The sequence below is a fragment of the Pelodictyon luteolum DSM 273 genome (assembly GCF_000012485.1).
Classification (GTDB): domain Bacteria; phylum Bacteroidota; class Chlorobiia; order Chlorobiales; family Chlorobiaceae; genus Chlorobium; species Chlorobium luteolum.
Window position 1 is genome coordinate 826,406 of the sequence record NC_007512.1, and the last position, 20,013, is coordinate 846,418.

The 20,013-nt window shown below is 57.5% G+C and carries 21 protein-coding genes, 4 tRNA genes and 2 pseudogenes; 22 read left to right on the plus strand and 5 right to left on the minus strand.

Annotation, left to right across the window (positions count from 1 at the left end):
• Nucleotides 1-16 precede the first annotated feature (16 nt).
• The 7 genes from PLUT_RS03705 (at nt 17) to rny (ending at nt 5,233) form a co-directional block, all read left to right on the plus strand.
• Nucleotides 17-92 (plus strand) — tRNA-Arg (locus tag PLUT_RS03705).
• 30 nt (nt 93-122) lie between these two features.
• Nucleotides 123-198: transfer RNA gene (locus PLUT_RS03710), tRNA-His, on the plus strand.
• 9 nt (nt 199-207) lie between these two features.
• Nucleotides 208-279, plus strand: a tRNA-Glu gene (locus tag PLUT_RS03715).
• Nucleotides 280-346: 67 nt separating this feature from the next.
• Nucleotides 347-2,761 (plus strand): phenylalanine--tRNA ligase subunit beta, encoded by a 2,415-nt coding sequence (gene pheT / locus PLUT_RS03720; protein WP_011357463.1) that lies wholly within the window; start codon nt 347-349, stop codon nt 2,759-2,761.
• 14 nt (nt 2,762-2,775) lie between these two features.
• Entirely contained in the window at nt 2,776-3,081 is a 306-nt protein-coding gene (locus PLUT_RS03725) for a hypothetical protein (RefSeq protein WP_011357464.1), read from the plus strand.
• A gap of 8 nt (nt 3,082-3,089) precedes the next feature.
• Nucleotides 3,090-3,353, plus strand: coding sequence for a cell division protein ZapA (locus PLUT_RS03730; protein WP_011357465.1), 264 nt, complete (start codon nt 3,090-3,092; stop codon nt 3,351-3,353).
• A 305-nt stretch (nt 3,354-3,658) separates the two neighbouring features.
• The gene (gene rny, locus PLUT_RS03735) at nt 3,659-5,233 is read left to right on the plus strand and encodes a ribonuclease Y (protein WP_011357466.1); all 1,575 of its coding nucleotides are present in this window, start codon (nt 3,659-3,661) and stop codon (nt 5,231-5,233) included.
• Nucleotides 5,234-5,393: 160 nt separating this feature from the next.
• Here the strand turns inward: rny and PLUT_RS11400 are convergent.
• Nucleotides 5,394-5,510, minus strand: a pseudogene (locus PLUT_RS11400) (imidazoleglycerol-phosphate dehydratase); the annotation flags it as partial.
• Nucleotides 5,511-5,774: 264 nt separating this feature from the next.
• Between PLUT_RS11400 and PLUT_RS11405 the strand changes: the two are divergent.
• On the plus strand, nt 5,775-6,191 hold the full coding sequence (locus PLUT_RS11405) for a DUF6088 family protein (RefSeq protein WP_011357467.1): 417 nt from the start codon (nt 5,775-5,777) through the stop codon (nt 6,189-6,191).
• Nucleotides 6,181-7,080, plus strand: coding sequence for a nucleotidyl transferase AbiEii/AbiGii toxin family protein (locus PLUT_RS03750; protein ID WP_011357468.1), 900 nt, complete (start codon nt 6,181-6,183; stop codon nt 7,078-7,080). The genes PLUT_RS11405 and PLUT_RS03750 overlap by 11 nt, the downstream gene beginning before the upstream one ends.
• Before the next feature lie 60 nt (nt 7,081-7,140).
• Here PLUT_RS03750 and hisB read toward each other — a convergent pair whose 3' ends face one another.
• Nucleotides 7,141-7,743 carry an imidazoleglycerol-phosphate dehydratase HisB gene (hisB, locus tag PLUT_RS03755; RefSeq protein ID WP_011357469.1) on the minus strand — a complete coding sequence of 201 codons (603 nt, stop codon included), beginning with the start codon at nt 7,741-7,743 and terminating at the stop codon, nt 7,141-7,143.
• An 8-nt stretch (nt 7,744-7,751) separates the two neighbouring features.
• The gene (locus PLUT_RS03760) at nt 7,752-8,003 is read right to left on the minus strand and encodes a DUF2905 domain-containing protein (RefSeq protein WP_011357470.1); all 252 of its coding nucleotides are present in this window, start codon (nt 8,001-8,003) and stop codon (nt 7,752-7,754) included.
• Nucleotides 8,004-8,081: 78 nt separating this feature from the next.
• Here PLUT_RS03760 and secG point away from each other — a divergent pair, with 78 nt between their 5' ends.
• From secG to PLUT_RS03785, 6 genes and pseudogenes are all read left to right on the plus strand, one after another.
• Complete coding sequence (secG, locus tag PLUT_RS03765) at nt 8,082-8,426, plus strand: preprotein translocase subunit SecG (RefSeq protein WP_011357471.1); 345 nt, start codon at nt 8,082-8,084, stop codon at nt 8,424-8,426.
• 8 nt (nt 8,427-8,434) lie between these two features.
• Nucleotides 8,435-8,509, plus strand: a tRNA-Lys gene (locus tag PLUT_RS03770).
• 235 nt (nt 8,510-8,744) lie between these two features.
• Nucleotides 8,745-9,908, plus strand: a pseudogene (locus tag PLUT_RS12125) (RNA-binding domain-containing protein); the annotation flags it as partial.
• Nucleotides 9,909-9,974: 66 nt separating this feature from the next.
• Nucleotides 9,975-10,139, plus strand: coding sequence for a winged helix-turn-helix transcriptional regulator (locus PLUT_RS12130; protein WP_420825877.1), 165 nt, complete (start codon nt 9,975-9,977; stop codon nt 10,137-10,139).
• Nucleotides 10,140-10,580: 441 nt separating this feature from the next.
• Nucleotides 10,581-10,739, plus strand: a complete 159-nt coding sequence (locus PLUT_RS11410; RefSeq protein ID WP_081423672.1) for a DUF2934 domain-containing protein — start codon at nt 10,581-10,583, stop codon at nt 10,737-10,739.
• 158 nt (nt 10,740-10,897) lie between these two features.
• Nucleotides 10,898-12,226 carry an LptF/LptG family permease gene (locus tag PLUT_RS03785; protein ID WP_011357472.1) on the plus strand — a complete coding sequence of 443 codons (1,329 nt, stop codon included), beginning with the start codon at nt 10,898-10,900 and terminating at the stop codon, nt 12,224-12,226.
• A gap of 34 nt (nt 12,227-12,260) precedes the next feature.
• Here PLUT_RS03785 and PLUT_RS03790 read toward each other — a convergent pair whose 3' ends face one another.
• Both PLUT_RS03790 and PLUT_RS03795 read right to left on the minus strand, forming a co-directional pair.
• Complete coding sequence (locus PLUT_RS03790) at nt 12,261-12,617, minus strand: acyl-CoA thioesterase (protein WP_011357473.1); 357 nt, start codon at nt 12,615-12,617, stop codon at nt 12,261-12,263.
• 45 nt (nt 12,618-12,662) lie between these two features.
• Nucleotides 12,663-14,306, minus strand: coding sequence for an NFACT RNA binding domain-containing protein (locus PLUT_RS03795; protein ID WP_011357474.1), 1,644 nt, complete (start codon nt 14,304-14,306; stop codon nt 12,663-12,665).
• Nucleotides 14,307-14,397: 91 nt separating this feature from the next.
• Between PLUT_RS03795 and PLUT_RS03800 the strand changes: the two genes are divergently transcribed.
• From PLUT_RS03800 to PLUT_RS03830, 7 genes are all read left to right on the plus strand, one after another.
• Nucleotides 14,398-14,940, plus strand: a complete 543-nt coding sequence (locus tag PLUT_RS03800) for a deoxycytidylate deaminase (RefSeq protein ID WP_041464038.1) — start codon at nt 14,398-14,400, stop codon at nt 14,938-14,940.
• Nucleotides 14,934-16,034 carry a bifunctional diaminohydroxyphosphoribosylaminopyrimidine deaminase/5-amino-6-(5-phosphoribosylamino)uracil reductase RibD gene (gene ribD / locus PLUT_RS03805; RefSeq protein WP_011357476.1) on the plus strand — a complete coding sequence of 367 codons (1,101 nt, stop codon included), beginning with the start codon at nt 14,934-14,936 and terminating at the stop codon, nt 16,032-16,034. The genes PLUT_RS03800 and ribD overlap by 7 nt, the downstream gene beginning before the upstream one ends.
• 19 nt (nt 16,035-16,053) lie before the next feature.
• Nucleotides 16,054-16,470, plus strand: a complete 417-nt coding sequence (locus tag PLUT_RS03810) for a DoxX family protein (protein WP_011357477.1) — start codon at nt 16,054-16,056, stop codon at nt 16,468-16,470.
• Between the two features lie 9 nt (nt 16,471-16,479).
• The gene (locus PLUT_RS03815; protein ID WP_011357478.1) at nt 16,480-17,268 is read left to right on the plus strand and encodes an ABC transporter ATP-binding protein; all 789 of its coding nucleotides are present in this window, start codon (nt 16,480-16,482) and stop codon (nt 17,266-17,268) included.
• A gap of 78 nt (nt 17,269-17,346) precedes the next feature.
• On the plus strand, nt 17,347-17,847 hold the full coding sequence (gene tpx, locus PLUT_RS03820) for a thiol peroxidase (protein ID WP_041463783.1): 501 nt from the start codon (nt 17,347-17,349) through the stop codon (nt 17,845-17,847).
• A gap of 135 nt (nt 17,848-17,982) precedes the next feature.
• Nucleotides 17,983-18,636, plus strand: a complete 654-nt coding sequence (locus tag PLUT_RS03825) for a riboflavin synthase (RefSeq protein WP_011357480.1) — start codon at nt 17,983-17,985, stop codon at nt 18,634-18,636.
• Nucleotides 18,637-20,010 (plus strand): replication-associated recombination protein A, encoded by a 1,374-nt coding sequence (locus PLUT_RS03830; protein ID WP_011357481.1) that lies wholly within the window; start codon nt 18,637-18,639, stop codon nt 20,008-20,010.
• Nucleotides 20,011-20,013 lie beyond the last annotated feature (3 nt).

Consider the following 20,013-nt stretch of genomic DNA (forward strand, 5'->3'; position numbering starts at 1 on the left):
TTCCGGGAGTGACGACGTGCCCGTAGCTCAATGGATAGAGCATCAGCCTTCTAAGCTGAGGGTTACTGGTTCGAGTCCAGTCGGGCACACCATTGGAAGTCCGGGAGTTTAAGGTTTTCTATGGTGATTGTAGCTCAGTTGGTTAGAGCGCCAGGTTGTGGCCCTGGAGGTCGGGGGTTCGAGTCCCCTCATTCACCCATGTTTTTTGGCCCCATCGACTAGCGGTTAGGTCACCACCCTTTCAAGGTGGCGGGACGGGTTCGAATCCCGTTGGGGTCACACTTCAAAGCTCTGTCCTTTGCCGGTACAGGGCTTTTTTTATTCATGAACGCAGATTTTCTCTTCTATGAAAATATCTGTCAACTGGCTCAAAGATTTCCTTCCGTCCTTTTCCCCGGATATCACCTCCCTTGTCGAAAAGCTCACCTTCCTCGGCCTCGAGGTTGAGGATGTGGAGTCGACTCCCTTGCCTGACCTGCGGGTTGTGGTCGGGCGGGTGCAGTCCGTCGCTCTGCATCCTGATGCCGACCGCCTCCGGATCTGCATGGTCGACACCGGACTTGAAGAGCCGCTGCAGATCGTCTGCGGTGCTCCGAACGTGGCCGAGGGGATGCTGGTTCCTGTTGCGACCGAGGGTTCCCGCCTCACCATGCAGGACGGAACCTCTTTCGTCATCAAGCCTTCAAAGATCCGCGGCCAGCGTTCGTTCGGCATGATATGCGCAGCCGATGAGCTCGGCCTGTCGGCCGACCACTCAGGAGTCATGGAGCTCGACTCCTCCTATGCCGTCGGAGAGCCGTTTGCCCGTTACCTTGACTCGGACACCGTGCTCGACATAGCCGTCACCCCCAACCGCCCCGACGTGCTCTCGCATCTCGGCATAGCCCGGGAGCTCGGTTCCGCGCCGGACGCCATCCTTTTCCCCGAAGAGGCCCCCCTCGAGTTTTCCGCTGACTCTCCCCTGGTGCAGGTTATGGACAGCGGGGCTTGCCCGCTCTATGTCGGCGTCATCATCCGGGGCGTTACCGTAGGTCCTTCCCCCCGCTGGCTTTCGGCCCGGCTCGAGTCCATCGGACTGCGTCCGAAGAACAACATCGTCGACATCACGAACTTCATCCTCCACGCACTCGGCCAGCCGCTCCACGCCTTCGACCTCCAGAAGCTTAAGGGCGGGCGCGTCATCGTGCGCAGCGACTTCAGCGGCTCATTTACGACGCTTGGCGCAGAGCAGTGCACCGTGGAACCGGGCATGCCGGTAATCTGCGACACCCAAATGCCTGTGGCCCTTGCCGGCGTCATGGGCGGGCTGGACTCTGCGGTCGGAGAGGGAACCGTGGACATCCTTCTCGAGGCGGCCTGTTTTGCGCCGTCGGCCGTCCGCCGTTCGGCCAGGAAAGCCGGGATTTCATCTGACTCCTCATACCGGTTCGAGCGTGGCATTGATATCCGCAATGTCTTACCCGCAGCCCGTGCCGCCGTGGCCCTGATCCTCGAAACGGCCGGCGGAACAGTCGGTGAGGCCACGCTGCAGGGTGATCCCTCTCCGGCGCTCCTTGTTCTCCCGTTCCGGCCCCGGAGGGCAAACGAGCTGCTCGGCACCGCAATCGAGACCGATGCGATGCAGGCGATGCTGGCCCGGATTGGGTTCCGGACCCTTGCTCTGGATGAGGGCGTGATGCAGGTGGAGGTCCCCTCCTGCCGCATCGACGTATTGCAGGAGATCGACCTCATTGAAGAGGTGGCGCGCCTTCATGGTTACGACAACATCGAGGCCTCAGGGCGCCTGGCGGCGACGTATCCCGCATCGCGGACCAGACCTGGATATTTTCCCGACTTTCTTCGTGGAGTCGCAGTCGGTCTTGATTTCAGGGAGGTGCTCACCAACCCGCTCATCCGGCGGGAGGAGGCGGCTCCCTTCGGTGATGGGCTCGTGAGTGTCCTGAACCCCATCAGCGAGGGCCTTGAGGTCCTTCGGCCGGGGCTCGTGCCCGGCATGCTGAAGGTCATCGCCCACAACATCCGGCACGGGAACCGTGATATGCGCCTGTTCGAAGTGGCTCACGGCTTCAGTGTGGCCGATCCGTCAGGAGCGGCGGAGCAGGGCCCGCTCGGCGCCTACTGCGAGAAAGAGTGGCTGGTTCTGGCCCTCACCGGCAACCGCTATCCCCGGAGCTGGAACCAGCCCCCTGACAGGGTAGACTTCTATGATGCCGTCGGAGCGGCCGAGATGCTGCTCGGGAAACTGAATTTGCTTGATAAATCAGCAGTTAATATTTATAATGAAAATACTGTCAGTATTGATTTGGAGCTGACGGAAGGGAAGAAAAAACGGTCACAGCGTGCGGGCCGGGCCATGAGGCTGGATTCCGCTCTGCTTTCACAGTTCGGCATAGAGCAGGATGTCTTCACCGTCGAGCTTGATGTTTCGGTGCTCGAAATGCTCTACAGCCCTGATGTTGTCTACGACCCGCCTTCAAAATTCCCCGCCGTCCAGAGGGATCTTTCATTCATCCTGCCAGGCACGGTTCCCGTACAGTCGCTCGTCGGCCTTGTCCGTTCCAGCGACCCGCTCATCAGGGATGTTTCCGTTTTCGACGTGTTCGAACGGGGCTCCGGCGGTGGCGGAGAGAGGAGTGTAGGGCTGTCGATTTCGATAGCCGACCATTCCGGAACCCTGCAGGAAGGGCGGATCAGTGAAATTCTTCGTACAGTTGGAGTCAATGCTGAAAGTAAGCTTGGTGCGGTAATTAGACAGGTCTGACATTACTTGGTTCCATGCCTGAACGGAAAGGAGAGGACATACTTGCCGGTATCGGCACCCTCGAGGGCAATACCCGTCTGCTTGTCAACCGGCTCGATGCATTCCGCAAAGAGAACGAGGCGCTGAAGTCGGAACTGGCGAGTCTGCAGGAGGTGCTCCGCTCGATGAAACTCCCCGGCGGCACAACGCCGTCTCATGGAGGAGCGGTAAAGGAAATGACAGGAACAGTCCCCTACGCTGAAAAGCTGCAGGTGAAGCAGAAACTGGTCCTGATCCTGCAGAAGATCGAGATGGAACTCAGGAACGGTCATACCTTGTAGAATCTGCCATGGAAAAGTTTGATGTAAATGTTTACGGTGATACCTACCCGCTTCGTGCCGATACCCGGGAAGCAGTTGAGAATGCTGCCGGTGAGGTCGACAGGAGGATGCGCCGTTTTGCTGTGCAGGCACCCTCATTCGAGCCGTTGAGGCTTGCTGTACTCGCTGCCGTCGAGCTTGCCGAGGAGAAGCTTCAGCTTGAAGAGACGATGGCCGGGCTGCAGGAGAGAATCGGGAAGCTCAACGCTTTTGTCGGGGACAATCTCCAGTAAACAGTTACATTGAAAGTAGGAAAATATCCGCACCAGAAGATCGGGGTGTTTGTAAGTAAAAGAACTAACATCAAAGAATAGGGAGCCAGACTCTTCTTTTTGATTGCAGGCCTTGCCGGATTCCGGACCTGTCCGGATTGCCGGGTGCAGCGTTCGCGCCGCACCGATGGAAGCAAAAAACCAGAAGGAGGCACCCACCGTGTCACACGGGTTCTTGAATCTTACACATCTCGCCATGGTGCGGATTTTTTTGTTTAAAATGGTGCTTCAGTCAGTGAATGGGGCACAAAAAGGAGGTAATTTTAATGGGAATTGTCATAAACCTGTTTTTGATCATTTTTGCTTCGGTTGTGTTTTTTGCGGCAGGTTTTTTCCTCGGGCGTTTCTTCCTCGAGCGTCTCGGTACGACGAAGGTCCTCGAAGCTGAAGAGCGTGCGGTGCAGATCGTGCAGGAGGCCCAGAAGGAGGCAAACGAGTACAAAGAGCTGAAGGTCACCGAAGTCAATCAGGAGTGGAAGAAAAAGCGCCGGGAGTTCGATCAGGAGGTGGTGATCAAGAACAATAAGTTCAACCAGCTCCAGAAGCAGGTGCAGCAGCGTGAAGCGCAGCTGAAGAAGCAGTTGCAGGATGTCCGCGACACCGAGCGCAAGCTGCAGGACCAGCAGAAGGAACTCGACCAGGCGATGGAGACCGTCGGCATCCGTGCGACTGAACTCGAACGCATCATCACCGAGCAGAACCAGCGCCTTGAGAGCATCAGCAACCTGCAGGCAGATGAGGCCCGCCAGATGCTCGTCGACAACATGATTACCAAGGCCCGCGAAGAGGCTACCGAGACCATCCACAAGATCCACGAGGAGGCTGAGGAAAATGCCGGCCGCCTGGCTGAGAAGACCCTTCTTACCGCCATCCAGCGCATCTCCTTCGAGCAGGCAACTGAAAACGCCCTTTCCGTGGTGCACATCCAGAGCGACGAACTCAAGGGCCGCATCATCGGCCGTGAGGGGCGCAACATCAAGGCGTTCGAGAATGCCACCGGCGTGGACATCATCGTTGACGACACCCCCGAGGTGGTCATCCTTTCCTGCTTCGACCCGCTTCGCCGCGAGCATGCCAAACTCACCCTGAAGAAGCTGCTTGCCGACGGGGTCATCCATCCGGTGGCCATCGAGAAGGCTTATCTGGATGCAGGCAAGGAGATGGCTGATGTCATCATGAGTGCCGGCGAAGAGGCGCTTGCCTCTCTCCAGATCCCCGACATGCCGGCAGAAATCGTCAGGCTCATCGGTACCATGAAGTTCCATAGCGTGTACGGCCAGAACCTTCTGCAGCACAGCCGTGAAGTGGCCATGCTTGCCGGCATCATGGCGACCGAGCTCAAGCTTGATCCGCGCCTGGCGAAGCGGGCGGGCCTGCTGCACGACATCGGCCTCGTGCTTCCCGACACCGACCAGCCGCACGCCCTTGCCGCCAGCGAATTCCTGCGCAAGTTCAAGGAGTCCGCTGTCGTACTCAACGCCATTGCCGCCCACCACGGCGAGGCTGAAAAGGAGTCTCCCATCGCCGAACTGGTCGATGCCGCCAACGTGATTTCACTGGCACGGCCCGGAGCGCGCGGCGCCGTCACTGCAGACGGCAACGTCAAACGCCTGGAAAGCCTTGAAGAGATTGCCAAGGGGTTCCCCGGCGTACTCAAGACCTATGCCCTGCAGGCAGGCCGTGAGATCCGCGTCATCGTAGAGGGTGATAATGTGAGCGACTCGCAGGCCGACGTGCTTGCGCATGACATCGCCCACAAGATCGAATCGGAAGCCCAGTACCCCGGACAGATCAAGGTATCGATCGTCAGGGAGCGCCGCTCCGTCGCCTACGCCAAGTAAGGCCCATCGACAGAAGCCGGGCCGAAGGGCCCGGAGGACAATAAAAAGGCTGCACCTTTCAGGAAGGATGCAGCCTTTTTTATTGTCCTGCCCTTGTCGCGTTCATGAGCTTGATGTGCATAGAGCAGGGTTGCCGGTAAGTCCGGCCGTGAGGCGATTGCTACAGCACCCCTTTGGTAGAGGGGATGCCGCCACCCTCGATACAAACGGCGTCTTTCATCGCCAGTGCGAACGCCTTGAACATGGCTTCGATCATGTGGTGCGTGTTGTGGCCGTCATGGCCGTCATGGCCGTCATGGCTCTCATGACCCTCAAGCAAGGCGATCTGGATGTGCTGGCCTGCAGCCATGAGTAATACGGCAGGCGCATTGCCGCCAGCCGATAGCCGGTGAAAGCAGAAAGGGCAGGTGATAGGGATCCGCGCACATGGACGAAAGCCCGGGCAATGGGACCTTCAATGGGGGAATGGTTTGTGTTTGTTTAGACCTAACTGATTTATTTACATGTTGTTTTGGTATGCAATATGTCGTAAAATGACAATATGAAAAGCTTTCGAACAACACTACTCTCCCAAGTTCGCTCGCGCATTGATCGCAAGCGCAATGCTGTCGTGCTGCGTCAGGACTTTCGGGATCTCGGCCAGTACGATCAGGTTGGCCGCTGCTTGCTTCGTCTCGTCAAAGAGGGGCGGCTTATCAAAATAGGTCAAGGGATTTATGTCCGCGCTGCTGTATCGCCGCTTGATGAACAGCCAGCCCTTCCCAAAAGCCTCAATAGTCTGGCCGTTGAGGCGATGCAAAAAATGGGCATCCCCACAGGTCCTACGGCAGCGGAACGCGATTACAACGAGGGCAAAAGCACGCAAGTTCCAACGGGACGCACTATCGGCGTTTGCAAGCGTGTTCGTCGCCACATTGGATACAACGGGTACACGATGAAGTTTGAGCATGTCACGTAATCAACTGCTGCCAAAAAAATCAGCCATTGAGCGTGCTGCCGGCCTACTCGTCACGACTGATGAAGCCTTCATTGAAAAAGATTGGCATGTCGTTCGAGCGCTTCGATTGCTGAATGGCCTGCAAAGTCCAGGATTGCAGCTGGCTTTTGGTGGGGGGACATCATTGGCCAAAGCAGGTCTGATCAAGCGGTTTTCCGAGGATGTGGATTTCAAAGCCACAATACAACCGGCAGGGCGCACACAGTATCGAGCAACGCGTAAAACAATAATTGAGACTCTGCTCGATGAAGGATTTTCGCTTCTCGCGGAACCAATGGTGCGCGATGAGAGTAGATTTTTTTCGTTGGAACTTGATTATGGGGCAACATTCTCGACCAGCCGTCGCTTACGAAAACACATCCGGGTAGAGGTTCGCTTTGTCCCGCCCAAAATACCCGTTGTGTTTCAACCGGTTCAATCTCTTCTGGGGCTTACTGAACAACAGCCCGCCGAAATCGGCTCAATGCCGTATGTCCATCCGGTCGAAATAGCTGCCGATAAACTCAGTGCGCTATCATGGAGGCTGCTTGATGACGATGAAAGCCAGGATAAAACCCTCATACGGCATGTTCATGACATGGCGGCACTGGAACCCATGATTACTTCGAACGGGGCATTTCAAAACCTTGTTCGACAAGCCATGACGGATGATTTGAATCGCAGTCATATTCCTTTAGTGCAACGGCTTCGTCGGGTTATGACAGCGCTCAAGACAGCTGTTTGGAAAAAAGCCTATCAATCGTTCGTGCAGGATATGTCATTCGCTCGTGAGGATGAAATCATTGCTTACGAAACGGCACTGAATGCCTGTGAGCGATTGATTGATCTGGTTGAGCGCAAACGGACATAAAAACTCTCTGAGCTGTAATGCTCAGCAGGGTTGCCGCTAAGTCCGGCCGTGAGGCGATTGCTATAGCACCCCTTTGGTAGAGGGGATGCCGCCACCCTCGATACAAACGGCGTCTTTCATCGCCAGTGCGAACGCCTTGAACATGGCTTCGATCATGTGGTGCGTGTTGTGGCCGTCGAGGACTGCAATGTGGATGTTGGCCTTCAGGCCCGAGGCGATCGAGGTGAAAAAATGCCCGACCATTTCAGTAGACATGCCCTGGATGACAGGGCGACCGAATTCAGCCTTGACGACAGCGAAGCTGCGTCCTCCGAGGTCGACTGCCGCACGGGCGAGCGATTCGTCCATCGGCACCAGTGCCGAACCAAAGCGCCTTATGCCTGCACGCGAACCCAGAGCCTGCAGGATGGCGCTGCCGATAACGATGGCGACATCTTCCACCGAGTGGTGGTCGTCCACCTCAAGGTCTCCCTTGCAGATGACGGCAAGGTCGATGCGGGAGTGGCGGCTGAAGGAGGTAAGCATGTGGTCTAGAAACCCGACGCCGGTCTGGATGGAGCTCGTGCCGGTACCATCAAGAGAGAGGGTTGCGCTGATGTCTGTCTCGCTTGTTTTTCTCGTCACGGTGGCCTGTCTGGGGGCGCTGGTGGATGCTTCGGGCATGGCGGGTATCAGTGGTTGAATTTGTTGATGAGATAGATGATGAGGGAGAAGAGGGCAGAGAGGATGAGGGATGTTCCGAGCGGGAAGTAGAGCCGGAAATGCTCCCGCTCAATCCGTATGTCGAGAGGCATCCTTCCTATCCATCCGAACAGGTCCGTATGGCCTGTCCTTGCAAGTATCAGGAGAAAAAGACCGCATAGAACAGCCGCTGAGCCGGCAAAGACAAGGAATTTGCCTGCATCTGAAAACACGGCTTGCATTTTTTTTAAAAGTTTCTAAATTTAGGTCCTGTTCAGTTGAAAGATACGATATTTGCGAATTAATTAAAGCGGCCGGCAATGCATGTCTTTATCGTGATTATGGCTCTGCTTGCATCGCTTATGCTCATCGGGGTCATCATGCTGCAGAACCCGAAAAGCGGCAGTGGCCTGACCGGCGGCATCGCAAGTCTCGGCACTGTTCAGACGCTCGGCGTCCGTCGTACCGGTGATTTTCTCGGCAGGGTGACGGCAGTGCTCGCAGGTGTGGTCATGGTTTTCTGCTTCATCGCGGAATTTACCCTGCCCCAGCGGAGCGGAACGGCTGAGGGACGCAAAAGCATTCTGCAGGAAGAGGCCCCGGCCCTTCCACAGCAGCAGCCGGCAGGCACTGTACCGGTGCTTCCCCAGATGCCTGCAAAATAAGGTTTCATGCACTCGTGGCTCAATGGTAGAGCAACTGACTCTTAATCAGTGGGTTGTAGGTTCGAGTCCTACCGAGTGCACCATATAAGATAAGGGTTTACGGGTTTTCCTGTAAACCCTTTCTTCATTTCTGACCGATTGAACGGTGCTTTCAGCGCCTTGCTTCTTCGTGTCATGCTGCACCCCTGAATCCATATCGCTTTATTACAGTGAAAATCGTGTGGGTTCTCACCGCTCTATCGTGTATCGTCCAGATGAATTCACGGTGGCGTTATATCGGTGCGATGTTATTCGAATTATCCGCAAAATCTCAAAGCGATGACCCCGGAATCCCTGAAAAAGCATATCAGTACGGGCGAAGACAGTTGTCGTCAGTTCAAGGCAGATGTGAAAAATGCCGAGTCGCTAGCTTCTGAAATCGCTGCATTTGCCAATACCAATGGGGGCCTCATTCTCATCGGGGTAGCCGACGATGGGTCTGTTCCCGGGTTGTTGCCCCGGGATGTTTCGCGGATCAATCAGCTTATCAGCAATTCGTCAAGTCAACTCGTTCGAAGCGCAGTGATGGTTCAGACGGAAAATGTTGCATGCGAAGACGGCCGTATTGTGATTGTTCTTTCCGTTCCCAAGGGAATCGACAAGCCTTATTTCGACAAGAACGGCGTGATATGGCTCAAGGCAGGCTCCGACAAACGCAGAGTGAATTCCAAGGAGGAACTGCGTCGCCTATTCCAGTTCACCAACCAGTTTCATGCAGATGAACTTCCAACGAGAGCCGGGATCAACAGGCTGGACCATTTACGCTTTCGAGACTTCCTTCGCGATGTGTATAAGCAGGATTATCCGGACTCCCCGGCGGTTTTGGCTAAACTGTTGCAGAATATGAACCTTGCCAATGAGGATCAGAACCTCAACCTGGCAGGCGTACTGATGTTTGCCGAGAGACCGTAATGGATTGCGCCACAGTTTATCGTGAAGGCAATTCGCTACCCCGGCAACAAAGTCCACGTTTCCCTGTATCTCGATACCGAGGACTTTTCCGGGCCGCTTCAGAAAATCTTTGATGACGCTCTGGCTTTTATCATGCGCAATCTGCACAAACAGCAGGGCGGGAGGGGTGTGAATGCGCCAGGCATCCCGGAGATCCCTGAAGCGGCATTTGAGGAACTTCTTGTCAATGCGCTGGTGCACCGTGATTATCTTGTCAGCGCACCGATCCGGCTGTTTATTTTCGACGATCGTATCGAGATTATCAGCCCCGGCCATTTGCCCAACAACCTGACTGTTGAGAAGATCAGGGCAGGGAATTCAAATATCCGCAACCCGATTCTGGTCTCTTTTGTGGCGAAGGGGCTTCTCCCTTATCACGGTCTTGGTTCCGGCATTACAAGGGCACTTGACGTGTGGCCGGATATCGACTTTACTGATGACCACGAGGCCTGCCTTTTTTCGGCAACGGTTCACCGCAAACCAGTGCATGAACTTCAACTCAGGGACGATGCCATAAAAACGCCGGTGAAAACGCCGGTGAAAACTCCTGAGCAGATAATGACTGTGCTGAAAGATGACCCTTATCTGACTTTGGGTGAGGTGGCAGAAGCAATCGGGAAATCGTTACGTGCTGTTGAGCGGGCTACTGCCAAACTGGTAAAGTCGGGTCAGATGAAATATATCGGTCCGCAAAAAGGGGGGCATTGGGAGTTGCGTGTGTGAATGTGATGAACCGGTTGAACGGAACGGATCTAAAGTTACTGTTCAGCGCTTTGTAGGCTCAGCTCTTATCGGGTGCTTGCCTTCTCCATTTTTTTTCCCGACGGGCCTGTTACAAGGAGGCCTCCCCCCCTATGCAGTTATCCTTGCAAGGGGGGAGAATCGTGAGGCGGCCCGATCAGCATCCGCGCCCTCATTCATACGTGGAATCAGTCCCCGCTGACGATCGGGGCGATGTTTAAAAAAGCGGCGATACCTCCCTTGAAAAGGAGCCGGATCTGCTGAACCCGGCGACCCCTGTCTCTCTCAGTTTGCGCAATCGTCACATGAGCGGCCTTGCTAAATCAGCACCCCTTCAATAATATGGATGGTGCGTATTGCTTCTTGCAGTACGCATAATGCTGATACCGTTCGTAACGATGGCTAAATCAAAAATACACTACAATGTCAGATGAAACGTTTGAGAGGGCTGCTGAAACGCAGGAAGAGCGGGAAGAGCGGATTCGGCTTGCGGCTTATTTTCTCTGGAAAGAAAGCGGTGAACCCGAAGGCGCTGATCTGGATCACTGGCTGAATGCAGAAGAGTACGGCGAGGAGGGATGAACGGACTTTCGGGTTGAGTGCACCGATTTGCATAAAGGACTTACGGCGGCCACCTGTAAGTCCTTTTTTTTATTCGATCCGAACCTGAGGGCCGGGGGATCCCGGGGTCCCTTGCGGTTTGTTTTTTGTGTATATTCCCCCAAACAGGAACCCCGCATATGAAAATCATCGACCGCTATATACTCAAGTCCCTCGTCGGTCCGTTTTTCCTTGCCTTCCTGACCATCATGTTTGTCCTCATCCTCCAGTTCTTCGCGAATTTCGCAGACCGCTTCATCGGCCGGGGGATCGACTTTATGTCGCTCATTGAACTGCTTGCGCTGCAGTCCGCCTGGATGGTGGGGCTTGCAGCTCCCATGGCTGTGCTCATCGGTGTTGTCATGGCGTTCGGCTCCCTGACGACCACCTCGGAAATGACTGTCTTCCGGGCTTCGGGCCTTTCGCTCTACCGGCTGATGCTGCCTGTGGTCATTGTCGGGTTCCTGCTCTCTCTTCTTGTTGAACGCTTCAACAACGTGGTTCAGCCTCAGGTCAAATACAAGGCGCGGTCGCTGATGAGCGACATCGCCAAGGCAAAACCCACATTCGGCATCACTGAAAACGCCTTTTCACCGCTCGTCGACGGATACTCCATCCTGGTGCAGCATGCCGATGAAAAAACCGGCAGTATCGGCGACATCATCATCTATGATGCGACCCGGAAGGATTACCGGAGTGTCATCACCGCAAAGGACGGCGTCATCGATTTTTCCGCTGACGGGCGCTACCTTGTCATGATGCTCTCCGATGGCCAGATCCATGAGGTGCAGGTTCCCGGGCACCGGCTTTACAGGAAGATGGAGTTTGACCGGCACCGGTTTGTGTTTGAATCGACCGGATTCGGGTTTTCCAGAAGTTCAGAGAACCGGGCCCGTTCGGGAGGCCATGAGCTGTCAGCTCGCGAACTGCTCTCGGTTGCCGAGGAGTACCGTCAGCAGGTCGAGGTGGCCGAACGCAAAATCAGCATGCCGATCGACATGTTCGAGCAGGCCATTTCGTTGGTCGCGCCATCCAACGCCGTCAACTATCCGGAAGTCAGGGGCGGAAGCAATGTCAGGGCTGTTACGGCTGTTGCCGGATACATCGACCGGCAGCTCGGTCTGGTTGAGAGCGAGCTGAAGGTCATTGACATGAACCAGATGCTCTACAACCGGTATATGGCCGAATACCACAAGAAATATGCCCTTGCGTTTGCCTGCTTCGTGTTCGTGCTGATCGGCGCCCCGCTCGGCGTTCTTGCCCGCAGGGGTGGTTTCGGGATCGGCGCAGTGCTCTCCCTTCTCTTTTTCGTGCTCTACTGGGTGCTGATGATCACCGGCGAGAACATGGCCGAGTGGGGCGTGCTTCCACCTGCCGTGGCTATATGGATGGCTGATGTCGTCATTGCCGTTATCGGCAGTACCCTTACCGTCAGCCTGACCACCGCCGTTTTCCGGTCAAGCCGCTAAAGGTCTGTCTGCAGTACCGTGTCGTGGCAGAGAACTAACACGGTATCGGCGTTTTACTGCCCTCTTCGTCAACCGCGACGAAGGTGATGTTGGTGCTGAAGGCCATGACCCGCTCACGATTCTCTATTTTTTCAGTGAAGACCTGCACGGTGTACTCCACCGAAGTGCGTCCGACGCGCTTCTTCGTGGTTTCGAAGCGGAGGATGGTGCCGCCGCGGATGCTTTTGCGGAACTCGACCCGGTCCATTGCTACCGTGACGAAGTTGCAGCCGGGGAAGTCGAGGGTCACGGCGATGTAGCTGACCTCGTCGATCCATTTCAGGAGGTTGCCGCCGAAGAGGAATCCGTAGTGGTTGAGGTGTTCGGGGAGAACGAGCTTGAAGTTTTCCATATGTTTTCTGACTGGTGTCGTTTGGGGGTGGAAGGGGGGCTGTGGTTAGGGGTTTTGCTGGCTGCCGTCTTTCGATGGGCGCACAAAGAACACTCGTTCGCTCTCCACAACAACCTGGCCGGCGGGAAGATTCCTGCCCCGGCGGACATGTTTTTTCAGGGTCTGGATGACCGGGACCAGGCTGGAATGTTTGGCCGATGAATGCCATGCGGCGATGGAGGCTGCCTTGAGGATCTCATCGGTATGGTCCGGCCCCGACCCTCTCAGCACGCAGTGCGATCCGGAGGCTCCCCGGGCGTGGAGCCAGATGTCGTCCGGCTTTGCATGCTTGAAGGTCAACAGGTCGTTGTTCAGGGCGTTTCTGCCGATGAAGAGGGTCGCCGTGTCGGAGATCCTGATGGTTCTGAAGGGTGTTGCGCTGTTTTTATTGCCCTTTCCCGACTGGAGGACTGATGCCCAGGGCTGTTGCTCCAGCTCCCTTTTGAACCGTGCGGCTTCGTGCGGGTTCCCGGGTTCCATGGAGCGCAGGAGTTCCTTCCCGATCGTTGCCTCCTGCCGCTCCAGCTCGGCTCTCCGTGTTTCCATGCCCTCCATGCTGCTCCTCGCTTTGGCTGCTTTTCTGAAGTAACGGGCCGCGTTCTGCTGCAGGCTGAGTTCCGGCTGCAGCGGGATGGTGAGGGAGGGGGTGCCCTCCCGGAAGATGTTTCCGACGGTTATCGACGAGGGGTCGGTGCGCTCCCGGTACAGCGAGGCGATGAGGAGGTGGCCGAAGGTTTCATGCGTTGCGCCAAGTTCCTCCAGAGCCTTGGGGTCCATTGCTTCGAGCTCCGTCCTGATTTTTTTCAGGCGGGTTTCAATGGCGCCCTGCACCTCCTTCATTTTTCCCTCGGTGTTCATCCTTCTGAGGGTTGCGGTGCTGTATGCCCTGAGCCCTTCAAGGACGCTCTCTGCCGCTTGCCCTCCAGCAACCGGGCAGGCGAGGATGCTGAACTTCGGCGTTCCCGATGCTGAAACAGGGAGATGCGGCGTAGGGTTCAGGAGCTCAAGGGCAAGGGCGCTGAACTGCAGGAAGAGGTTCTCTATCGAGATGTCGCCCCCGGCTCGCCGGAGGAGTTCCCGCCCGAGCGCCCGGTCGAATCCCGGCAGGCCCGCACCGGGATCCCTGCCGCTTTCTGCATTCCGCTGGATGTGCCGGTAAAACAGTTCCGGTGACCCGGCCAGCTGCTGGAGCCCGACTGCGATGGAGGGCTTGTCTTCTCCCGGGATGTCCGGGTGTGGCGGCACGGTTTCTTTTCCGAACGTTCTCTGGACCCGGCCGTCGGGGGAGAGGAGGAGGACTGCTGTTTTGGCTGCGAACACCTGGATGGCGAGAGTGTGGCCATCGCCAAGGCTGATGCAGAGCTCCCTGTCCCGGGGGTGCATTGCTACTGCCCTGATTTTCATCTCCGCAACCTCATTCCAGAGGGTCGCGCTGTTGCTTTTTTTCCGGTGGTGCCCGTGCCGGGTGAAGAGGGAGACCTGCGGGCTGCGGGTGAAGATGACGAGCTCAATGGGTTCGCCGCCGGCGGTCGTGCAGCTGAGGGTCATTTCTCCCTCTGCCTGTGAATGGATGCCTTCGAGAATGCCGCCCTCCAGCGCCCGCTGGAGCTCGCCCTGTGCGTGAAGGAGTGTAAAGTAATTGCGGTGCATCGGAGGCGAAAGGTTGCGTGTCGACGATCTTTTTCTCTATTTTAGAAAAAATGTCGGGTTTCTTTCACGAATGCTTGAAAATAAAAGGGTTATGGCCGAAGAGACAACTGCCGGCTGCTGTTGCGGCAATGACGCGGGCGAAGGGAGCCGGGGGACTGAAAAACGGCTGGGATGGCATGAATATTTCATGAGCGTCGCTCATCTGATTTCCCGCAGGGCAACCTGCACGAGGGGCCATATCGGCGCGGTCATCGTGCGCGACCACAGCATCCTCTCTACAGGATACAACGGAGCGCCCTCCGGCCTGCCGCACTGCAACGAGACCAACTGCAGGATCTACCGCAGCACGCATCCCGACGGGACGGTGGAGGAGAACTGCGTGAACACCATCCATGCTGAAATCAATGCCATCGCTCAGGCGGCCAAGCACGGGGTCTCCATCAGCGACTCCGACATATACATCACGGCAAGCCCCTGCATCCACTGTTTGAAGGTGCTCATCAACGTGGGCATCAAGACCATCTATTACGACAAGCCCTACAAGATCGAGCATATCGCCGAACTCCTGCGCCTTTCGGGCATCAGACTGGTGCAGGTGCATGTTGAAGAGGGCGATAAAGGCTGCACATGCTGACAGAGGCTGACGCCTGCCATATGGCCCGATGCATCGAGCTGGCACTCCAGGGCGCCGGCTCCGTCAGCCCGAACCCCATGGTCGGTTCCCTCATCGTGTGTGATGGCTCGGTCATCGGGGAAGGGTATCATATGCAGTGCGGCGGACCGCACGCCGAAGTGAACGCCATTGCCGCAGTTTCTGACCCGTCACTCCTTTCACGCAGCACCCTCTACGTCAACCTTGAGCCCTGTTCCCATTTCGGGCGAACGCCGCCCTGTTCCGATCTCATCATAGAGAAAATGATACCCCGGGTCGTCGTCGGGTGCCGCGACCCGAATCCGAAGGTTGCCGGCAGGGGGATTATGCGCCTCCGGGACAGCGGGGTCGATGTGTATGAAGGGGTGCTGGAAGCTGAGTGCCTGCGCCTGAACGAGGCGTTCATCACGAGTCATACGAAAGGCCGCCCGTTCGTGGCCCTGAAGATCGCCGAAACCCTTGACGGACGGATTGCAACTGCTGATGGCGCATCGAAATGGATTACCGGCAGCGAAGCCCGCAGGGAGGTCCACCGCCTCCGGAGCACGTATGATGCCGTGCTCGCCGGTGCGGCGACCGTGCTTCTGGACCGCGCGCAGCTGACTGTCCGCGACGTGGAGGGGCGGAATCCTCTCCGGGTGGTGCTGGACTCCGGGCTCCGGGTTCCGTTCGACGCTCCCGTCTTCAGCAGCGACGCCCCGACCCTGGTCTTTGCCGCCGGCAGGATGCAGGGCACCACGGAGGCCTCGGCAGCCGAAAAGAAGGGGATTGAAGTGGTGTTCGTCCGTGAGGTCCCGGGAGGGCTCGATCTTTCTCAGGTGCTCCGGGAGCTGCACCGGCGCGACGTGCTTTCTCTCCTTGTCGAGTCGGGGAGCCGGCTTTCAGCCGCATTTGTCCGTGCCGGCCTTGCCGACAAGCTGCTGATGTTCATCGCCCCGAAACTCTTCGGCGCTGACGCCCTCCCCTCATTCGCACCCCTCGCAGTCGAGGCTCCCTCCGGGGCCGTCCAGCTCGAGTTCGGGCAATCGAAGGCGTTTGGCCGGGACATCCTGCTTGAAGCCTATTTCCAACCATAATCAACCGGGAGACTTTCCGATGCTTGAGCGATTCGTCAACAACAGCGACTTGGGTAAACTCCTGCTGCGCATCTCTGTCGGCGGCCTGATGCTGTTCCATGGGGTGCATAAACTCCAGCACGGCTACGCTTTCCTTGCCGGGATGCTGGAAAAGGCCGACCTGCCGGCCTATCTCTCCCACGGCATCCTCGTTGGTGAGATCCTGGCTCCGCTCTTCATCGTCCTCGGCCTCTATACCCGTCTTGCCGCCCTTACCGAGGCATTCGTCATGGTGATGGCCGTCTATCTGGCACACATGAAGGACCTTACCTCTTTTTCCGAGCACGGCGGCTACGTCCTTGAGCTTCAAGCGCTTTTCCTTTTCGGCTCCCTCGCCATCTTTTTTCTCGGGGCGGGCAGGTTCGCATTTTCTAAAGGCAGCGGCCTCTGGAAATAGGGGAGCGTGGTGAAGGAACTCTCCATCGACATCCGCAGCGTCACCGCATACCGCGGCGGAAGACGGGTACTGTCCGGTTTTTCTTTCCAGCAGGAGGCCGGGGTGCATACGGCAATCCTCGGTCCGAACGGATCGGGGAAGAGCACGCTCCTGCAGCTTGCAGCCTGCGAGCTCTACCCGGTCGATATGGCGGAGAGCTCCCTTGAGGTCTTCGGCCGCCGGAACTGGGATGTCAACCTGCTTCGCCGGCGCCAGGGCATCATCTCCCATGACCTGCAGTCGCACTACCTCCCGGGAACGAGGGGTCTCGATGTGGTGCTTTCAGGGGCCAGGGCGAGCATCGGTACCTGGGCGCATCAGGAGTTCAGCGCCGACGAGATGAGCCGGGCGGAAGTACTCATGAACGAACTCGGCCTCAGCGGCCTTCGGGAGCGCAGGTTTGGTGACCTCTCGACCGGTGAGCAGCGTCGCTTCATCCTCGCCCGTGCGCTCTTTCTGGACCCCGAACTGCTGCTGTTCGATGAGCCGACCTCCGGACTTGACCTCAGTGCCGCATTCCACTACCTCAAGACACTTCGCCGGCTGATGCAGCGGGAGAAAACGGTGCTTCTCGTGACCCATCATGTCCATGAGATACCTCCCGAAATCGGCCGGGTGGTGCATATGAAGGAGGGGCGCATTGTCGCCGACGGTCCGAAAGAGACCATGCTCACCGCGCCGCTTCTTTCTGAACTGTTCGATGTCCCGTTGCGGGTTGCCGCCGTGGAGGGCTGGTATCAGGTTTTTCCGGGGGACTGAGGGGAACTCTCTGCGTTGACAGACGGTTCGTTTCTCCTCGGAGTCTTTTTTTTTTTCAAACCAATCAATGATTTGTTTATGGCCACCATCACCCTCAAGGGCAACCCTGTACACACCTCCGGAACCCTTCCGGCCGTCGGCACTGAAGCTCCTTTTTTCTGCCTCGTGAAAACCGATCTCAGTGAAGCCGGTCCTGCTGATTTTGCCGGACGCCGTATGGTGCTCAACATTTTTCCGAGTCTGGATACAGCAGTCTGCGCTGCTTCCGTCAGGCGCTTCAACCAGGAAGCCGCAGCACTCGACAACACGGTCGTGCTCTGTATTTCAGCAGATCTTCCCTTCGCCCACAACCGGTTCTGCGAGCTTGAGGGGCTGACGGATGTCATTGCGCTTTCCGTGTTCCGTTCCCCCGAGTTCGGCCGCGATTATGGCGTGACCCTCACCGACGGACCGCTGAAGGGCCTGCTTTCACGAGCCGTGGTCGTAGTCGACGCAGACGGACGTGTGGCATACAGCGAGCAGGTGCCCGAAATCGTGCAGGAACCCGACTACGCAGCAGCCCTCAAGGCACTGCAGTGAGCTGAGGTTCTGTTTTTATCCAGAGAGAGAGAGAGAGAGGTGCCGGCCGTGAAGCCGGCACTCTTTCGTTGTGCGGCTTTGCCGGCAACGGGCGGGGCGATATATTGGGGAAAACTGCAAACAGGAAGGAAAGCAATGTTCACCGGAATAATCAAGGATGTCGGCCGCGTTCAGGGGCTTTCCCGTCAAAAGGGGGGCCTCCGGCTCCGTGTCCGTCACAGCGGAGCAGAGAGCCTTGAAGGCCTCTCGGTCGATGAAAGTGTCAGCATCAACGGTGCCTGCCAGACCGTCGTCCGGGTTGAGGCGCACTCGTTCGAGGTCGATACCGTCGAGGAGACGCTGAAGAAAACGAGCCTCGGAGACCTCCATGAGGGCTCGCTGGTGAACCTTGAGCGCGCGCTCCGCCCCATCGACCGGCTCGGCGGGCATTTTGTCCTCGGCCATGTCGACTGCACCGCTCCGGTATCCTCGGTACGTGATCTCGGAAGCAGCCGCGAGATCTCGGTCACCTTCCCCGAAGCGTTCTCCCCCCTGATCGTTTCTGCCGGTTCCATCACCATCGACGGAGTCAGCCTCACGGTTGCGCGTCTCGATGGGCTCCGTTTCACCGTCGCCCTCATTCCCTATACTTTCGCCCATACTACCCTTAACGCCCTCGTGGCGGGGAGCCGGGTCAACCTGGAGTTCGACATCCTTGGCAAATATGTGGCGCGCCAAACCGGTTCGGGCGTTTCACAGGCCGACGGATCAGTAATCAGCGAGGCATGGCTGCAGGAGAGGGGGTTCTAGGTGGCAGCTCCGAAGGACAGCCAGCCGGACCTTTTCGGCTCACCTCCGCCCTCTTCGGGTGCCGGCGCGTTCCAGCCGCTTGCCGAGCGGGTTCGGCCCCAAAGCATCGATGAGATGGCCGGCCAGGAGCACCTTGTCGGCCCCATGGGGCCGCTGCGGCGCTTTCTCGGCGGGGGGCAGCTGCCCTCCATGATCTTCTGGGGGCCTCCCGGATCGGGCAAGACCACCCTTGCGGAAATCTGCGCCTCGGCGCTCGACTTCCGCTTCGAGCAGCTTTCCGCCATCGAGTCCGGTGTGAAGGACGTGCGCAGGGTGCTTGAAAACGCTGCATCCTCAAGGGCAAGGGGGATCCGCACCCTGCTTTTCATCGACGAGATCCACCGATTCAACAAGTCGCAGCAGGATACGCTCCTGCACGCCATTGAACAGGGTGTGGTTGTGCTGATCGGCGCGACTACGGAAAACCCCTCGTTCGAAATCAACGCCGCCCTGCTCAGCAGGATGCAGGTCTATACCCTTAAATCCCTCGGCCCTGAAGACATCCGCCTGGTCGTTACCCGGGCCCTTTCAGTCGATCCGCTGTTCCGGGACCGCCATGTGCAGGTGGAGGACATGGAGTTCCTCCTCCGGTTTTCTGGAGGTGACGCCCGAAAGGCACTCAACGCCCTTGAGGCTGCGTTTCTGCTTATTGCGGAGGATGAGGATCCGGCGCTTATCGGCAGAGATCTCTTGGAGCGCGCGCTCCAGCACCGTGCACCGATTTATGACCATGGCGGGGAGGCGCATTACAATACTGTCTCTGCCTTCATCAAGTCCATGCGGGGTTCCGACCCCGATGCCGCATTGTTCTGGCTTGCCCGCATGATTGAAGGGGGAGAGGATCCCCGCTTCATTGCCCGGCGCCTTGTCATATTCGCCAGCGAGGATATCGGCAACGCCGATCCCTACGCCATAACCCTCGCCGTATCTGTTTTTCAGGCGGTTACATTGATCGGCATGCCGGAAGCCCGCATCAACCTTGCCCAGGGGGTGACCTATCTGGCCTCGTGCCCGAAGTCGAACGCATCATACATTGCCGTCAACCAGGCCCTTGCGGAGTCTGCCTCGCTGCAGGACCTTGCGGTGCCGAAGCACCTCTGCAATGCCCCGACGAAGTTCATGAAGCAGGAGGGCTATGGGGCCGGTTACCGCTACCCGCACGATTTTCCGAACCATTTTGTCCGTGAACGGTATTTCCCGGACGGTATGGAACCAAAACCCTACTACCGCCCCGTCGAAGAGGGGAGGGAGAAGTACCTCGCCGAACGCCTCCGCTCGCTCTGGGACGACCGGTACGGTGCCCCGGACACCGAGAACGCAACCACAAATTCCTGAACG

Coding starts and splice junctions, on each gene's coding strand:
- pheT (WP_011357463.1), top strand. CDS start 347: ATGAAAATATCTGTCAACTGGCTCAAAGATTTCCTTCCGTCCTTTTCC.
- PLUT_RS03725 (WP_011357464.1), top strand. CDS start 2,776: ATGCCTGAACGGAAAGGAGAGGACATACTTGCCGGTATCGGCACCCTC.
- PLUT_RS03730 (WP_011357465.1), top strand. CDS start 3,090: ATGGAAAAGTTTGATGTAAATGTTTACGGTGATACCTACCCGCTTCGT.
- rny (WP_011357466.1), top strand. CDS start 3,659: ATGGGAATTGTCATAAACCTGTTTTTGATCATTTTTGCTTCGGTTGTG.
- PLUT_RS11405 (WP_011357467.1), top strand. CDS start 5,775: ATGAAAAGCTTTCGAACAACACTACTCTCCCAAGTTCGCTCGCGCATT.
- PLUT_RS03750 (WP_011357468.1), top strand. CDS start 6,181: ATGTCACGTAATCAACTGCTGCCAAAAAAATCAGCCATTGAGCGTGCT.
- hisB (WP_011357469.1), bottom strand. CDS start 7,743: ATGCCCGAAGCATCCACCAGCGCCCCCAGACAGGCCACCGTGACGAGA.
- PLUT_RS03760 (WP_011357470.1), bottom strand. CDS start 8,003: ATGCAAGCCGTGTTTTCAGATGCAGGCAAATTCCTTGTCTTTGCCGGC.
- secG (WP_011357471.1), top strand. CDS start 8,082: ATGCATGTCTTTATCGTGATTATGGCTCTGCTTGCATCGCTTATGCTC.
- PLUT_RS12130 (WP_420825877.1), top strand. CDS start 9,975: ATGACTGTGCTGAAAGATGACCCTTATCTGACTTTGGGTGAGGTGGCA.
- PLUT_RS11410 (WP_081423672.1), top strand. CDS start 10,581: ATGTCAGATGAAACGTTTGAGAGGGCTGCTGAAACGCAGGAAGAGCGG.
- PLUT_RS03785 (WP_011357472.1), top strand. CDS start 10,898: ATGAAAATCATCGACCGCTATATACTCAAGTCCCTCGTCGGTCCGTTT.
- PLUT_RS03790 (WP_011357473.1), bottom strand. CDS start 12,617: ATGGAAAACTTCAAGCTCGTTCTCCCCGAACACCTCAACCACTACGGA.
- PLUT_RS03795 (WP_011357474.1), bottom strand. CDS start 14,306: ATGCACCGCAATTACTTTACACTCCTTCACGCACAGGGCGAGCTCCAG.
- PLUT_RS03800 (WP_041464038.1), top strand. CDS start 14,398: ATGGCCGAAGAGACAACTGCCGGCTGCTGTTGCGGCAATGACGCGGGC.
- ribD (WP_011357476.1), top strand. CDS start 14,934: ATGCTGACAGAGGCTGACGCCTGCCATATGGCCCGATGCATCGAGCTG.
- PLUT_RS03810 (WP_011357477.1), top strand. CDS start 16,054: ATGCTTGAGCGATTCGTCAACAACAGCGACTTGGGTAAACTCCTGCTG.
- tpx (WP_041463783.1), top strand. CDS start 17,347: ATGGCCACCATCACCCTCAAGGGCAACCCTGTACACACCTCCGGAACC.
- PLUT_RS03825 (WP_011357480.1), top strand. CDS start 17,983: ATGTTCACCGGAATAATCAAGGATGTCGGCCGCGTTCAGGGGCTTTCC.